Source organism: bacterium, assembly GCA_024228115.1.
Taxonomy (GTDB): Bacteria; Myxococcota_A; UBA9160; order UBA9160; family UBA6930.
In genome coordinates, this window is the sequence record JAAETT010000563.1 from 11,689 (window position 1) to 26,125 (window position 14,437).

Sequence of the window (14,437 nt, forward strand, 5' to 3'; positions counted from 1 at the left end):
GATGCCCGAACACCTCTCCAACCTCAGAGAGGGCTCCCAGCGCCTTCGGCGGGATTCCCGCCTGCGCAACCCGAAGGATTTCCGACGGGTCCAGCGCACAGGTCAACGCCGCGTAGGGCGTCATTTCGTGCTGGTGCGAGCCAAGAGTCGGGAACCTGCCAGTATTCGGCTAGGTCTCGCGGTGAGCCGGAAAGTGGGAAATGCGGTGGCTCGAAATCATGTGAAGCGTCGAGTGCGGGATTGGTTTCGACGAAATCGCCTGCGGCTCCCCGAGGGTGATCTGGTGGTGATCGCGCGGTCTGGAGCTGCACAGCGGAGCGGTGCAGAAATCGCCAGTGAACTCGCGGAGTTGACGCAATGAGAATCTGGCTGACGCGGCTCTTGACCCTCCTGGTACGTGTCTATCAAGTCGTCTTGTCTCCTCATCTCGGAGGAGCCTGTCGTTTTGCGCCCAGTTGTTCGGAGTATGCGATCTGCGCACTTCAGGAACACGGGCCTTGGCAGGGCACTGTTTTGGCTGCGCGCAGGATCGGCCGCTGCCACCCCTTCCATCCCGGCGGCTTCGATCCGGTTCCAGAGGCCGGAGGCAAACGCCATGGATCGTAATTTCCTCCTTGCCATGGCGCTTTCCCTCGCAGTGGTCGTCAGTTGGACGATGTACACCGATGGGAAAAGGCAACAGTATTTGGCTGAAAACCCAATTGAGGTGGAAGAGCCCCAGCAAGAGGAGAGTGCTGAATTCAAGCCCAGTGAGGCATTCGAACCTTCTGCGGCCACGGAAACAGCAAAGCCATCCACTACGGCAACGCCGATCCCCAAGCCGGCGCAAATCGCTGAGGCACGAACGACCGTTCGCACAGAGCTCTACGAGGCGGAACTTTCGAACCGCGGAGCGTCGCTCCTTCGCTGGGACCTCCAGAAATACGACGACGCCTCTCAGGACGGCACCCCTCTGGTCGAAGTGACGACACTCGGCGAAGGCGAGTTCGCGTTGGCGACACCTCTCGAGGGCCTCGGCTTCGGCGATCTCAGTGCTGCGCCCTATCGGTTGGAGGAGCCGGATGCGAACACACGGGTGTTCACGTTGGAGCACGAAGGCGTCACGGTTCGCAAGACGTACAACTTCGCCGACGACGACTACAGGGTTCAGCTTCGCATCGCCGTCGAGAACAACTCGGATCGGCACCTGCGGCCCGAGTTCGCAATCCGTTGGCCGGCGCGAGCTCGCGACAGCGCGGATTTCTCCAACTTTTCGATCGCTGTTCGGAGTGAAGCGGATGTCGAACTGCTGCCGATTCAGACGAACCGGGCCTTCCTCGGGTTCGGGGGCGGCGGCATCGAGGGCAGCCATTCCTATAGCGCCGTCGATTGGATCTCTGCGGATACGACCTACTTCCTGGCGGCCATCGTCGCAGAAGTACCCGAGCGAGCTTCGGCGAGCGTCGTCCCGTTAGGCGAAGATGCCGCAGTCACAGAGATGACGATCGACGGGGTGAACCTGCCGCCGGGTCAACGCCTCGATTACGAGTATCGCCTCTACCTGGGACCGAAGGAGACCGCGCGTCTCGACGTGTTCGGTTCGCATCTCGATGAGGCCGTCCAAAAGGGCTGGTTTCCGTCGCTGACGCGCTTCTTTGGTTGGCTGCTCGAGGCTGCACATTCCGTGGTTCCGAACTACGGGGTGGCCATCATCCTGATCACGATCATGGTGCGCCTGTTGATGGCGCCGCTGATGGCGCGGCAGATGAAGTCGATGAAACGCATGAGCGACATCTCGCCGATGATGAAAGAGATCCAGGCGAAGTACAAAGACGACCGAGAGCGACAAAGCCAGGAGATGATGGCGCTCTACAAACGGGAAGGCGTCAGCCCCTTCTCGATGTTGTCTGGCTGCTTTCCGATGTTGCTGCAGTTCCCTGTGTTCATCGGGTTCTATTTCGCCTTGCAGAGCGCGATCCAGTTGCGTCAGCAGCCGTTCGTCGGTTGGATCGATGACCTTTCCCAACCGGAAGCGTTGTTCGTCATTCCGGGGATCGATCTTCCGGTACGCGTCATTCCCATCCTGATGGGCGTGGCGATGTTCTTGCAGCAGAAGCTCACGCCGTCGGGCTCGATGGATCCCGCGCAGCAACGAATGATGATGACCATCATGCCCGTGATGTTCACGGTGATGTTCTACCAATTCGCTTCGGGCCTGGTGTTGTATTGGTTCGTCAGCACGTTGATCGGAATCGGTCAGCAGGTGGTGACGAACCGAGACAAGACGCCCGTAGTCGCCAAGTGAATCGACCTCCAAGGAGACCTCCACATGTACGACCCGAAAGCCGAAGCCCACGAATTCCTGGGCAACGATGCCAATGAGGCGATCGCGAAGGCCACCACCTATTACGGAATGGACCGCGCGGATCTGACGATCACGGAGTTCGGCGAGAGCGTCTCCGGGCTAGGCGGGCGAGTGCTCGTCGTCGCTCAGCCCAGCTCCAGCGTTGGAACCATCGATGGCGGCGGCGGCGGCGGCGGCGGCGGCGGCTCGCGTGACCGTGGACCGCGGGAATCGCGCGGGCGAAACGACCGTGGGGATCGTGGCGACCGTGATCGCGGTCGCGGTGGTCGGGATCGAGATCGTGGGGACCGGGGAGGTCGCGGTCGCGGTGGTCGGGATCGAGATCGGGGCCGAGGCCAGGACCGAGATGACGATCGTGAGGAGGTGGCTGCGGAGCCCGTAGTGCCGCTCGAGGATCTGGGACCGTCGAAGGGTGCGGCCGAGGGCGACATTGGACCGATCGGAGACTTCATCCTCGGTGTGATCGAGCGAATGGAGCTTGGCCCCTTCGGAATCGTCAAAGAGACCGAAGAGGAGAGGTTCATCGTCTACCAGGTGACCGGAACGGCGGCCAACGGCCTCACGACCGGCGACGGGCGAACCCCGGATGCGGTCCAGCTTCTCGCGAACCAGGTCGCGAGCCGCACCGATGAAGATCCCAAGCGCATCATCATCGACGTAGAGGGCAACCGTGGCCGCCGCGACGATTTCGTCGAGCGCGTGGCCGAGCGTGCTGCCCGCCGCGCACAGGATACGGGACGCACGGTGGCCCTGGAGCCGATGAGCCCCCGTGACCGGCGGATCATCCACGTGGCCCTGCGCGAGACCGAAGGTGTTGCCACGATGAGCCGAGGCGAAGGCCGCTACCGCCAGGTACTGGTCGTTCCGGAAGGTGCCGCGGAGTACGAGGAAGCCGAAACGGCTTCTCAAGCTTCCAACGACGACGAATAGTCCCGACGGCTCCATGTTCCACGGGGAACACACGCAGCTGGGTCGATCCCGTTGGCGTGTGGCACGGGGTTGGTGTGTTCCACGGGGAACGTTCGCCTCGTGACCGCCGATGGTCACGGCCGTATTTGGGCCCTGTTGGGTACGGCGGCTGAGGGCCGGGCGATTCAAGAGTCTCAGTTGGAGGCTCTCGGCAGGTATGCCGAGAGCCTCCACAACTGGAACCAGCGCATCCGCCTGACGGGGGCAGACTCCATCGAGGCGATTCTGGCCGAGCACGTTGCCGACGCCCTGCCACTGCTCGACCATCTCCCAAGCGGTCCGTTTCGAATGCTCGACGTCGGAAGCGGCGGCGGCTTCCCCGCGATCGTGCTGGCGCTACTCCGGCCCGATGCCCAGATCACGATGGTCGAGCCGATCGGAAAGAAGCATGCGTTCCTGCGCGCCATGATCCGCGAGCTTCCACTACCGAACGCCGAAGCCCTACAAGCCCGCGTCGATCATCTGTCGACCGAAGATGAGTTCGATGTCGCAATCTCCCGCGCGACCTGGCCCATCGAGGAATGGCTCGCCCGTGCCCGCCCCGGCCTCCTCCCAGGCCGCCGCATCCTGGGCCAGGCCGGAGCCAACCTCCCCGAACTCCCCCCCGACGTCACCGTTCACGCCTACGAGCACATGAAATCCCGTCGCCACGTAGTCGTGCTGACAGAAGAGCCTTCCTAGCGACAAGCTCGCAGCGAGAAGCCAACGTTCCCCGTGGAACACGCATCCCAAGCGTTCTACAACCACGCTTCGCAACGCTGCAAGCTCCCCAGCGATCTCCCCAAGTCTCTCACTTCTCCACCCACCCAACCGAACCGGGCCTCTCCCTACACGTCGTTCGAGCGCGGCGCGTCTCACAAGGGTCACCGTGCCGCCACGCCAGCCCCGAGGCCGGGTGGGGGTACCGGAGCGAGCGACGGATCCAGACTACGAGAACCATGTGCCCCCCGGAATCATCACCGAGGCCGAGGCCCTGGAGCTCCATCCATCCCCCGGCACCCACACGGGACCACCAAAGGGCCCCCGCCCCGCCCACCCCAGAGCCAAGGAGACCAGCGCAGGTACCCCCACCCGGCCCAAGGCAACTTATCTCATACACCGGCGTTCCCCGTGGAACATCCCCCAAAACCAAAGCGTTCCCCGTGGAACACTGGACTCCCCAGAGGACCGGTGATAGAACCCCTTTGAACGGGCATCCCAGCCCAGGGTGAGAGGGACCCCATTCAGGACACCCCTGTCCAGACCAGCGCGCGCGTGATCGCCGTCGTCAACCAGAAGGGAGGCGTCGGCAAGACCACGACCGCCGTCAACCTGGCTGCCTCGATTGCGGCAGCCGAGCGGCCGGTCTTGCTGGTCGATCTGGACCCGCAGGCGAACACCAGCAGCGCCTATGGCATCGCCGCCCCGGAAAGCCAACTCTACGACGTCCTGTCCGGCGAAAGCACCCTTCCCCAGGTCGCTGTCGCAACGGAACTCAGCCATCTCCAGGTGGTTCCTGCGGGTCCGGACCTGGCCGGCGCTGAGATCGAGCTGGTTTCGGCCGAAGCGCGGGAGACGCGCCTCCGCGAAGCCCTCGCCGAAGTACTGCCCTACTACGACTTCGTGATCATCGACTGCCCGCCATCGCTCAGCTTGCTGACCTTGAACGCGCTATGCGCCGCCGATAGCGTGTTGATACCACTACAGTGCGAATATTACGCCCTCGAGGGTCTGGCGCGTCTTCAAGATACGGTAGATCGCGTGCGTGAATCCCTGCATCCGGATCTCCAGATGGAAGGGATCGTCCTCACCATGATGGACCGGCGTGCCAACCTGAGCCGCCAGGTCGAAGACGAAGTGCGTTCGCATTTCGGTCAGCAGGTCTTCGCCACCGTGATTCCGCGGAACGTCCGGCTCAGCGAGGCGCCGAGCCACGGCAAGCCGATTCTGCTGTACGACATCGCATCCAAAGGCGCGCGGGCGTATCTCGAGCTGGCCGGTGAGTTGATGCACAAACATCCGGGCGCATCCCGCAAGCCTCCGGCACTTCCCCCCGCGCACCAAGCGAACTAACGAGGAACACCATGGCTGCACGCAGGAATGCTTTGGGTCGAGGGCTCGACGCGTTGATCCCCAGGGAGCCGGCGACCGCGGAGGCGTCTGCACCGACGCTGGCGGCGGACGAGCCCAGGCCCGTGACACAGACACGCGTCGAGCCACCGAGCACCGGTCTGGCCGAAATCTCCGTCGAAGCCATCGTCGCCAACCCGGAACAGCCGCGCCGGATCTTCGACGACGCGGAACTCCAGCGTCTGGCTGACTCGATTCAACGTCACGGCGTCCTGCAACCGGTCGTCGTGCGGCGTGCGCCCGACGGTGCGGCGGCGCCCTACGAACTCGTCGTCGGTGAGCGTCGTTGGCGGGCCAGTCGCCTGGCGGGCCGCCCCACGATTCCCGCAACCATCCAGGAGCTTGCACCGCGGGATCTTCTCGAAGTGGCGTTGATCGAGAACGTTCAACGGGCCGATCTGAATCCAATCGAGTTGGCCATGGCGTTTCGGACCCTGCAGGAGCAAGGCGCAACCCAGGAAGAAGTCGGCCGGCGCGTCGGACTCGACCGCTCCACGGTCGCCAACCATCTGAGGCTTCTCGATCTGCCTCGCGAGCTTCAATCGGATGTGGAGAACGGCACCCTGACGACGGGCCATGCGAAGGCGTTGCTCGGCGTGAGCAACCCGGAACGTCGCCGTCAGCTGAGGGACCGGATCGCCACCGAGCAGCTCTCCGTTCGGGCTTCCGAGGCCCTTGCGCGTCAGATCTCTGGTCCCAGCCGCCGGCTCAAACCGCCGGCCCGTGCAGGCTCGGTGGATCCGAACCTTCAAAGCCTGATCGACGCGCTCCGCGAGCGCCTCCAAACCCAGGTGCGCATCACTGGTTCCGGAGAGCGAGGCCGAATCGAGATTGATTTCTTCGGGCCTGAGGATCTGCACCGCCTCAGTCAGGCGATTCTCGACGGATCACGGCTGTGAGGCAGGGGAGCGATGAGGAAATTCCCACGGTTCTGGGAGCAGGCAGCCATTTCGAGGGCTTGTTGACCTTTCGGGGCGCCGCCCGGGTGGATGGGAGCATTTCGGGAACGATCCACGCCACCGGCCGTCTATGGATCGGTCCCGAGGCTCATGTGGAAGCGCAGATCGACGTAGACGAGTTGGTCGTCGAAGGCCTCGTGGAGGGAGATGTTCGCGCCCATACGAGGGCTGAGCTGATGCCCACCGGGCGGGTGATTGGCGATTTGTTCTCGCCGCAGTTCAAGATGGCGGAAGGTGGCGTCCTCGAGGGCCGTTGCCGTACCACAGCACCCGATCATCCCCCCGAGAGCGACGAAGACTCCCAGACCCCCGATTCCGTGGCGGAATTCGGCTGACCCTGGGTTGAAACTCGGGGCGGATCTGCAAGGATTTGCGCCGCCCGAGGTCGGCCCGTTGGGGGCCCACCTCCACCCATCCCTCGCCTCCAACGCCTTCGAGCGGCGGTAATCGCGATGGTCGCGCTCGTCGCGGTCTCGTGACCGACCCGCCCGCCGAAAGCCGCGGCCGGCGGGCAGCCCACCCAGCGAAGGCTCGGCGGGTTTGGCGGGAAGGACAGGGAGTTCGAGCGAAGCGATGACCCGAAGACGCATCGTGGTAATTGCCGTCGTGGTGGGCCTGCTCGCGTTTCCGCTGGCCGCGGCCGCAGCCGAAGGAGGCCTCTCGATCTTTCCGGATTGGAAAGAGCTGCTGATCTTGCTTGCGGTTTTCGCGGTGCTGATCTTCCCCTCCAACAAACTCGTCTTCGAGCCCCTGATCGAGGTTCTCGACGAACGGGGCCGGCGCATCCAGGGCGCCCAGGCCCGCGCCCAGGAAGTCGACACCGAAGCCGATCGGGTGTTCGGTGAGTACCAGGCGGCCGTCACGGTGGCGCGCAAACGGGCCGAGGAGGATCGTCGCGGCCGGATGGAGGAGGCGCGCCGGGAGCAATCCCGCGTCACCTCCGAAGCTCGCGGAGATGCCGAAGCCGAGATGCAGCGCGCTCGCGCCGGAGTTGCCGACGCTCTCGGCCAGGCACGCGAGGAGCTGCGCAGCCAGGCCGAAGGCCTGGCCAACGACGCCGCCAGCCAGGTGCTCGGAAGGAGCGTTTCGTGAGCCGCCGCGCCCAACGCTTCAGTCTCATCGCCGGGTTGTGTCTGGCCCCGACGGCCGCGTTCGCCGCCAGCGAAGGTGGCATGGGCATGGTCTGGGAGGTCGTGAACCTCGCACTATTGCTTGGCGTGCTCGTCTACTTCGCGCGAAAGCCCGTGCTCGCCTATCTGAGTGAACGACGGGGCGGGATCCAGGAAAATCTGGAAGGCGCTGAGAAGCTGCTGCAGCAGGCCGAGAGCAAGCTCCAGGAATGGAGCGAACGTGCCGGGCAGCTCGATACCGAAGTCGAATCCATTCGTGCTGCTGCAAAGAAAGCTGCCGAGCAGGAGCGCGACGCCATCATTGCCGATGCGGAGGCCACGGCTGGGCGGATCCGTTCAAGCGCGGGCTCCGTCGTCGATCGCGAGCTGCGCGCTGCCCGGGAATCCCTCCGTGAGGAGGTCGCCGATCTCGCGACCGATCTCGCCCGGACGATCCTCACCGAAAAAGTCAACGACGAGGACCGTCTGCGCCTCGTCGACGAGTTCATCAACAAGGTCGAGCACGGGGAGGCGAACTAATGGCGCGTTTTGCAGCCGCCGAGCGCTACGCCAAGGCACTCTTCCAGTTGGCCAAGGATCAGGGGGACGTGGCGGTCATCCGCACCGAACTGCGCGGCCTCGGATCGCTTCTCGAAGAGAATGAGGACCTTCGCGAGGTGTTGCTGCAACCGCTGCATCCCGCCGCCCAGCGGCGCGCCGTGCTGGCTTCGGTGGCCGAGCAGTTGGGCGCGAGCACTTTCTTGAAGAGCTTCTATTCCTTCTTGATCGACCAACGCAGGCTGGTCGATTTCGCAGCGATCGAAGAAGCCTACGGCGAGCTGGCCGATGCGGATGCCGGGCTGATCAAAGCCCAGGTGCGCAGTGCTGCGCCGCTCAACGATGATCAGCGCACCCGCCTTCAAAGCGCTCTCGGCGCGAGAGCCGGGGGCAATGTCGAACTCGAAGTCGAAATCGATCCGAGTCTGCTCGGAGGCGTGGTCGCGCAGATCGGCGACACCTTCTACGACGGCAGCCTCGAGAGTCAGCTTCAACAGCTGCGCGCGAGCCTTGCCAAAGGTTAGCCACGCGGCAGAAGAATCCATCCACCCGGCGCTGCCCAACGAGCAGTGCTCACGCGGAGTCCCAACCCATGACAGCTGAGATTCGCCCCGGCGAGATCACCGACATCCTGAAGCGCGAAATCCAGGAGTACGGCCGTGAGGTCGATGTCGCGGAGACAGGCTCCGTCCTCTCCGTGGGCGATGGCATCGCTCGCGTGTATGGCCTGCAGAGCGCCATGGCCGGCGAGCTCGTCGCGTTCCCGGGCGGCGTGGACGGGATGGTCCTCAACCTGGAGGACGACAACGTCGGCATCGCGATCATGGGCGAGGGCTCGCACATCAAGGAAGGCGATCTCGTTCGCCGGACAGGTCGCATCGTCGAGGTACCGGTGGGCGAAAGCCTGCTGGGCCGGGTGGTGGATGCACTCGGCAATCCGATCGATGGCAAGGGCCCGATTGAATCCAGCGAAAACCGCCGCATGGAGCTCAAGGCCCCGGGCATCGTGACGCGCAAGAGCGTGCATGAGCCCTTGATGACGGGCTTGAAGGCGATCGACGCGATGACACCGATTGGCCGCGGGCAACGCGAGCTGATCATTGGCGACCGTCAGACTGGCAAGACCGCGGTCGCCGTCGACACGATCATCAACCAGAAGGACACCGACGTCTTCTGCATCTACGTCGCTACTGGCCAGAAGAAGTCGACGGTGGCCAATGTGGTCGAGAAGCTCACCCAGCACGGTGCCATGGATTACACGATCGTCGTGGCTGCGACTGCGGCTGAATCGGCGCCGCTCCAGTACATCTCGCCCTACACCGGTTGCGCGATGGGCGAATGGTTCCGGGACAACGGCAAGCACGCCCTCATCATCTACGATGATCTCTCGAAGCAGGCGGTGGCCTATCGTCAGCTCTCCCTCCTGCTTCGTCGCCCGCCGGGCCGCGAGGCCTACCCGGGCGACGTCTTCTACGTCCACAGCCGGCTGCTCGAGCGCGCTTGCAAGCTCGACGATTCGCTTGGTGGTGGCAGCCTGACAGCCCTCCCGATCATCGAGACCCAGGCGAACGACGTGTCGGCCTACATCCCGACCAACGTCATTTCCATTACCGATGGTCAGATCTTCCTGGAGACGGACCTGTTCAACTCAGGCATCCGACCCGCGGTGAACGTGGGGCTTTCGGTGTCGCGGGTGGGCGGCTCGGCCCAGACCAAGGCGATGAAGGGTGTGGCCGGCACGCTCAAGCTGGGCCTCGCCCAGTACCGCGAGATGGCGGCCTTTGCCCAGTTCGGTTCCGACCTCGACGCCGCCACCCAGGAGCAGCTGGCAAACGGTGAGCGCCAGACGGAGATGCTGAAGCAAGGCCAGTACCAGCCCTTGAAGATGGAAGAGCAGGTCGTCTCGATCTTTGCCTGCACGCCACCGAAGGGCGCCAAGAGCTGGGTGCGGGATCTCGAGACCGGCGACATCGGTCGCTTCGAGCGCGAGCTGCTTGCCCACATGCGGGCGAGCCATGCCGATCTGCTCGGCCGCATCCGGGAGACTGGCAAGCTTTCGGACGAAGACGCGGACGTGCTGAAGGGCGCGCTCGACGAATTCGGCAACATGTTCCAGCCGACCTCAACCAGCGAGTAACCAAGCGTGGCGAGCCTCAAGGACATCAAGCGACGGATCGGCTCCGTGGAGAACACGCAGAAGATCACCTCGGCCATGCGCATGGTCGCGGCGGCCAAGCTGCGTCGTGCACAGGACGCGATCATGGCGGCGCGGCCCTACGCCCAGAAGATGTACGCAACGCTTGGCGAGATCGGAAAACGCCAGAAAGACGCCGAGCATCCTCTTCTTCAGGCCCATGAGACCGAGACCGTGATGGAGGTGGTCATCATCACCTCCGACCGTGGGCTATGCGGCGCCTTCAACGGCAATGCGATCAAAGCCGCGGATCGCGCGATCAGCGAGAAGGGTTCGGCCTTCGACAAGGTCGTCGTCTCCACGATCGGTCGCAAGGCGACCGAGTACTACACCAAGCGTCAGGGTGTCGTTCGCAGCTGGACGGGAATGACCAGCGTTGGCTTCGCCGACGCAGTGGCAATCGCGCAGCACCTAGCGGAGCGGTACAACGCGGGCGAGATCGACCACGCACTGATCATCTACAACGAGTTCGTTTCTGCGATGACGCAGAGGCCGAATGCGGATCAGCTGCTTCCGCTCTCGCCGGCCCAGGAAATCGCAGATGCAGGGGCAACGACCCCGATGCCCTTCGAGATCGAGCCGGACGCCGCAGGCCTGCTCAACGTGCTCGTGCCTCAGGCTCTGGAGTTCTCGATCTACCGGGCGCTCCTCGAGAGCCAGGCGGGCGAGCATGCCGCACGCATGACCGCGATGGAGAGCGCAACGCGCAACACCGAGGATCTCATCAAGAGCCTCACCCTCAAATACAACCGCGCACGACAGGCGGCGATCACCAGGGAACTGGTGGAGATCGTCTCCGGTGCGGAAGCCCTCTGAATCAGAGCGAGAAGGAATCATCCATGGCGCAGCAAGGTAGGGTCACACAGGTCACAGGTCCGGTCGTCGACGTCGAGTTCCCGCCCGGCGAGCTGCCGGAAGTGCTCACTGCACTCCGCGCGACGAACCCCGGCATCGACGATCGAGATGACAACCTCGTGCTCGAGGTGGCTCAGCACCTCGGCGAGAACACCGTCCGCACGATCGCGATGGACACCACCGAAGGTCTGGTTCGAAACCAGGAAGTGACCAACACCGGTGAGTCGATCAAGATGCCGGTGGGTCCGCAGGTCCTCGGTCGCATCCTGAACGTGATTGGCGATCCGGTCGATGAACGCGGCCCGGTCGAAGCCGAGAACCATTGGTCGATCCACCGGGAGGCCCCGCCCTTCGTCGACCAGGCGACTTCGGTCGAGAACCTGGAGACGGGCATCAAGGTGATCGATCTGGTCTGCCCCTACCAGAAGGGTGGCAAGGTCGGCCTGTTCGGCGGCGCTGGTGTTGGCAAGACGGTCATCATCCAGGAGCTGATCAACAACATCGCCCACGAGCACGCGGGCTACTCGGTGTTTGGCGGCGTCGGCGAGCGCACCCGTGAGGGCAACGACCTCTGGCACGAGATGGAGGACGCAAAGCTTTCCGATGGCACGACCGTGCTCGACAAATGCGCGCTGATCTTCGGCCAGATGAACGAGCCGCCGGGAGCACGCGCCCGGGTCGGGCTTTCTGCGCTCACCTGCGCTGAGTACTTCCGCGACGAAGAGGGCAAGGACGTCTTGCTCTTCATCGACAACATCTTCCGTTTCACCCAGGCAGGCTCCGAGGTTTCCGCACTTCTCGGCCGCATTCCGTCCGCGGTGGGCTATCAGCCGACCCTGTCGACGGATATGGGCGAGCTGCAGGAGCGGATCACCTCGACGAACAAGGGCTCGATCACCTCGGTGCAGGCAATCTACGTTCCTGCAGACGACTTGACCGACCCGGCGCCGGCGACCGCCTTCACGCACCTGGATGCGACGACCGTGCTCGACCGCGCGATCTCGGAGCTGGGCATCTATCCGGCAGTGTCGCCTCTTGATTCCACCAGCCGGATCCTGGATCCATTGGTCGTCGGTGAGGAGCACTACGAAGTTGCCCGGGCCTGCCAGCAGATGCTCCAGAAGTACAAGGATCTTCAGGACATCATCGCGATTCTCGGCATGGACGAGCTCAGCGAAGAGGATCGGGTGACCGTGGCACGGGCTCGTAAGGTGGAGCGCTTCTTCTCTCAGCCCTTCCATGTGGCCGAGCAGTTCACGGGTCGGCCCGGTGTCTACGTCCGGCTCGAGGACACGATCCGCTCGTTCAAGGAGATTCTCGAGGGCGGCTGCGACGATCTTCCGGAGCAGGCCTTCTTCATGGCCGGCGCGATCGAGGACGTTCGCGAGAACGCCAAGCAGCTGGGCTAGACGAGATGGCCATCGATCTCACCGTGGTGACTCCGGAGGGCCAGGCCTTCCAGGGGGATGTGCAGAGCCTGGTGCTTCCTGGCGTCGAAGGCGATTTCGGCATCCTCGAGGGACACGAGGTCTTCATGACCAGCTTGCGTCCCGGCGAGATGCAGCTCGACACGGGCGGCGAGCTCTTGCGCGCCGCCGTCTCCAAAGGCATCGCCGAAGTCCACGAGGACAGCGTGACCGTGATGGTGGGCAGCTGCGAGTTTGCCCACGAGATCGATCTCGAGCGCGCCCAGATCGCCGCCGAACGAGCCAAGAAGCAGCTCACAGAGATGCGCGGCACGAAGAACGGCGAGGTACTCTACGAGGAGTACCAGGAGGCCTACTCCAGGGCCATCGCCCGGGTAGCGGTCTCCGAAAAGTAAATCGCGGGGACGGAGTTTACAATTGACTTGTTTGGGGCAGAGCCCCCAAACAAGTCAATTGTAAACTCCGTCCCCGCGATTTACTTTTCAGGACGAGATGGGGGTGGCTTTCACCTTTGCCTTGCCCGCTTCGACGACGACGCGGAACTTCACCTTTGCGCAGCCGTACTTCTTGCGGATCGCGGCTTCTTGTTTGGTGAGGACCTTGTCGAGCTTCTCGCGGGTGAGGCCGTTGGCGCCCTGCCCCGTCGAGCCGCGTGCGGTCACGTAGGCATCGAAAAGATCGTCCTTGCTCGGCCCCTTGTCGCGCACGAGCACGTCGCGCCGACGGTCCTTCGTCTCGTTTCGTTCGCGGTCGTGGAGGTTGGCCTTGAAGAGGTGTCGCTCATAGCAGCCCGCTTCGATCTTGCGCAGCGTGTCGTCCCAAAGCCGCTTGAACGTGAAGTAGCGTGAGCGCAGGTTGCCGAATTTGAAGCGGTGGCCGGTGTTGGTGAGCTGGCGGTTGGTGTAGGTCACCACCATCTTGTTCACTTCACCGCGCAGCATGTGCGGCTCGCGTTTGCGGCTGCCCAGGAAGTACTGGTCGTACTCGTTCTTGAGCTGCTTCATCTTGATCTCGATGAGCACGAGATCTTCGGCGATGTCGATGCCGAATTGGGCCATTCGTCAACTATCGGCCCATCCAAGGATGTCCTTGAGGGCATTTCCCCTCAAGCAATCGTACCCGCTCAGGGGGCCAGCCGGGCAGGGATGGGGGCACCGTCTACCCGGAAGCGCTCCAGCGCGTAGTGGTCCGTGAGCGTACTGGTCATCGTCCCCTGGGCCGTGAGTAGATCCATGCGGACGGACTCTTCTGCCATCACCAGCCCGACCCGGGGCGCGAACCAATGGGTCATCTCCATCTGGCCATCGCGAACCGGCAGACGGCCATCCTCGAGCTCGATCATGCCACTGAGGGCGCCGGTGTAGCGGACCTTGAGGCAGCGCTCGAAAGCACCCGCCGGAGTCTTGGCCGCTTGAAGTCCGAGAATCTCGCCCTGCATCTCCACCATCAAACCGTTCAGTTCGAGGGTGCCGACCTTCCAACTCATGCCACCCTTGACGCTGGCCGGCACGTAGACGAGTGGATTCTGGTGCAAGCTCAGGCCCTCGCCGGTGTCGAGGGCGAATTCGAGGAAAGCGCCCCTGCGCAAGGCTCCGAGACTGGTCGTGCGACCATCCTCGTGGTCGCCCTTCCACTCGCGCACCTCCTCGAACACGAAGACCGGAACCGGCACCTTCGCGTGCTGGCCCTGCTTGGTGATCTCGCGCAGGTAGCGGCCGGATTTCGATTCCTGGGAAACGGCCTGGCCACCGATCGCGTACTCGGCCGTCTCGGTGATCCGGTACTTCCATTCATTGCCGACGGCTGTAGGCATCCAGATCTCGGCCGTGGCCCGGTTGGAGCTTGCGACGAGCAGGAGCAGACTCATTGCGAACGTGATCGCAAAGCCAGCGACGCGTCTGGGCCACCTCATG

General features: G+C 63.7%; 17 protein-coding genes. 15 read left to right on the forward strand and 2 right to left on the reverse strand.

The window, feature by feature from the left end; all coding sequences use genetic code 11:
- Position 1 precedes the first annotated feature (1 nt).
- From rnpA to atpC, 15 genes are all read left to right on the forward strand, one after another.
- A complete protein-coding gene (gene rnpA / locus GY937_23290) occupies positions 2–361 on the forward strand; it encodes a ribonuclease P protein component (GenBank protein ID MCP5059640.1) in 360 nt (119 codons plus the stop codon).
- Positions 358–606, forward strand: coding sequence for a membrane protein insertion efficiency factor YidD (yidD, locus tag GY937_23295; GenBank protein MCP5059641.1), 249 nt, complete (start codon positions 358–360; stop codon positions 604–606). Before rnpA ends, yidD begins: the two co-directional genes overlap by 4 nt.
- Positions 596–2,284: a membrane protein insertase YidC gene (gene yidC, locus GY937_23300; GenBank protein MCP5059642.1), complete on the forward strand. Its 1,689-nt coding sequence runs from the start codon at positions 596–598 to the stop codon at positions 2,282–2,284. The genes yidD and yidC overlap by 11 nt, the downstream gene beginning before the upstream one ends.
- Before the next feature lie 24 nt (positions 2,285–2,308).
- Positions 2,309–3,274 carry a hypothetical protein gene (locus GY937_23305; protein ID MCP5059643.1) on the forward strand — a complete coding sequence of 322 codons (966 nt, stop codon included), beginning with the start codon at positions 2,309–2,311 and terminating at the stop codon, positions 3,272–3,274.
- Positions 3,275–3,373: 99 nt separating this feature from the next.
- Complete coding sequence (gene rsmG / locus GY937_23310) at positions 3,374–3,994, forward strand: 16S rRNA (guanine(527)-N(7))-methyltransferase RsmG (protein ID MCP5059644.1); 621 nt, start codon at positions 3,374–3,376, stop codon at positions 3,992–3,994.
- Between the two features lie 540 nt (positions 3,995–4,534).
- On the forward strand, positions 4,535–5,365 hold the full coding sequence (locus GY937_23315) for a ParA family protein (GenBank protein ID MCP5059645.1): 831 nt from the start codon (positions 4,535–4,537) through the stop codon (positions 5,363–5,365).
- A gap of 11 nt (positions 5,366–5,376) precedes the next feature.
- Positions 5,377–6,321, forward strand: a complete 945-nt coding sequence (locus tag GY937_23320; GenBank protein MCP5059646.1) for a ParB/RepB/Spo0J family partition protein — start codon at positions 5,377–5,379, stop codon at positions 6,319–6,321.
- Positions 6,318–6,716 (forward strand): polymer-forming cytoskeletal protein, encoded by a 399-nt coding sequence (locus GY937_23325; GenBank protein ID MCP5059647.1) that lies wholly within the window; start codon positions 6,318–6,320, stop codon positions 6,714–6,716. The genes GY937_23320 and GY937_23325 overlap by 4 nt, the downstream gene beginning before the upstream one ends.
- 238 nt (positions 6,717–6,954) lie before the next feature.
- Positions 6,955–7,473 carry an ATP synthase F0 subunit B gene (locus GY937_23330; GenBank protein MCP5059648.1) on the forward strand — a complete coding sequence of 173 codons (519 nt, stop codon included), beginning with the start codon at positions 6,955–6,957 and terminating at the stop codon, positions 7,471–7,473.
- Positions 7,470–8,030: a F0F1 ATP synthase subunit B gene (gene atpF / locus GY937_23335; protein ID MCP5059649.1), complete on the forward strand. Its 561-nt coding sequence runs from the start codon at positions 7,470–7,472 to the stop codon at positions 8,028–8,030. Before GY937_23330 ends, atpF begins: the two co-directional genes overlap by 4 nt.
- On the forward strand, positions 8,030–8,572 hold the full coding sequence (gene atpH, locus GY937_23340; protein MCP5059650.1) for an ATP synthase F1 subunit delta: 543 nt from the start codon (positions 8,030–8,032) through the stop codon (positions 8,570–8,572). Before atpF ends, atpH begins: the two co-directional genes overlap by 1 nt.
- A gap of 68 nt (positions 8,573–8,640) precedes the next feature.
- Positions 8,641–10,185: a F0F1 ATP synthase subunit alpha gene (locus GY937_23345; protein MCP5059651.1), complete on the forward strand. Its 1,545-nt coding sequence runs from the start codon at positions 8,641–8,643 to the stop codon at positions 10,183–10,185.
- A gap of 6 nt (positions 10,186–10,191) precedes the next feature.
- Positions 10,192–11,058 carry an ATP synthase F1 subunit gamma gene (atpG, locus tag GY937_23350; protein MCP5059652.1) on the forward strand — a complete coding sequence of 289 codons (867 nt, stop codon included), beginning with the start codon at positions 10,192–10,194 and terminating at the stop codon, positions 11,056–11,058.
- A gap of 23 nt (positions 11,059–11,081) precedes the next feature.
- Positions 11,082–12,506, forward strand: coding sequence for a F0F1 ATP synthase subunit beta (gene atpD, locus GY937_23355; protein ID MCP5059653.1), 1,425 nt, complete (start codon positions 11,082–11,084; stop codon positions 12,504–12,506).
- Between the two features lie 5 nt (positions 12,507–12,511).
- Positions 12,512–12,919 carry an ATP synthase F1 subunit epsilon gene (atpC, locus tag GY937_23360; GenBank protein MCP5059654.1) on the forward strand — a complete coding sequence of 136 codons (408 nt, stop codon included), beginning with the start codon at positions 12,512–12,514 and terminating at the stop codon, positions 12,917–12,919.
- An 87-nt stretch (positions 12,920–13,006) separates the two neighbouring features.
- Here atpC and GY937_23365 read toward each other — a convergent pair whose 3' ends face one another.
- Entirely contained in the window at positions 13,007–13,582 is a 576-nt protein-coding gene (locus GY937_23365; GenBank protein ID MCP5059655.1) for a hypothetical protein, read from the reverse strand.
- A 65-nt stretch (positions 13,583–13,647) separates the two neighbouring features.
- The gene (locus GY937_23370; protein ID MCP5059656.1) at positions 13,648–14,436 is read right to left on the reverse strand and encodes a hypothetical protein; all 789 of its coding nucleotides are present in this window, start codon (positions 14,434–14,436) and stop codon (positions 13,648–13,650) included.
- Position 14,437: the final 1 nt, after the last annotated feature.